Origin of the sequence: Staphylococcus gallinarum (assembly GCF_000875895.1) — a bacterium.
GTDB classification, from domain to species: domain Bacteria; phylum Bacillota; class Bacilli; order Staphylococcales; family Staphylococcaceae; genus Staphylococcus; species Staphylococcus gallinarum.
Genome location: NZ_JXCF01000130.1, coordinates 1 through 760, shown reverse-complemented (window position 1 = coordinate 760; position 760 = coordinate 1). Strand labels below are relative to the sequence as shown.

The 760-nt window shown below is 35.9% G+C and carries 1 pseudogene; it reads left to right on the top strand.

Annotated elements, in window-relative coordinates:
* Window positions 1–760, top strand: a pseudogene (locus SH09_RS16675) (hypothetical protein); the annotation flags it as partial.

The window sequence follows — 760 nt, the reverse complement described above, 5'->3', positions numbered from 1 at the left end:
AACAACAGCAGAGACATCAACATCCCAATCAACGTCAATCTCAACTGAAATCGCTAAAGAAATTCAAAATTTCAGTAGAACTGCTTTTCGTTCAGTGAACTATTCATTAACAAGAGCAGCGGCTACAGTCCCTGTAGACCAAGTGTATACAGGGACTGGCTATGACACACTATATAATCTACCTATTTACTACCGCTTAAAGGTAACTAGTGATGGGAAAAATCTCTTTTTCCAATATATTGTTTCATATGATAACCCTAATACTACAGTAATAGAAAAACCTAATGTGCCTAATAATTTAAATGTAGCCTCTTCACAAGATGCCCATTTCCCAATGCTGAGTTTAGGTGATGGATACGGAGTACCAACAACTATAAAAAATGGACATACAACTGGTTTCAGTGACACGTATCTTACACAACCAGCACCAAACAACTATTCAATAAATAAAGTGGCTGGTGGGAATTATTGGTGGGAAACACCAATAATTAACGGATTTCAAGTAAAAAAAGGAACTAGTCTTATATCAACATTTATAGTTCCTATTACAAATAATTCTGGTGATTTAACATGGACATTTAAACCATTTGCTTCTAAAGATGGGTCGCTTGCTCCAGCGGATAATTACTTTAAAGAAACAATAACAGGGACAGATCCTATAACAAGTACATCTCAAAGTCAATCACAAGATTCGACAAGTAAAAGTCAGTCTGAACGATCACAAAGTGATTCCGTGAGTACATCAGTATCCGAACAATCA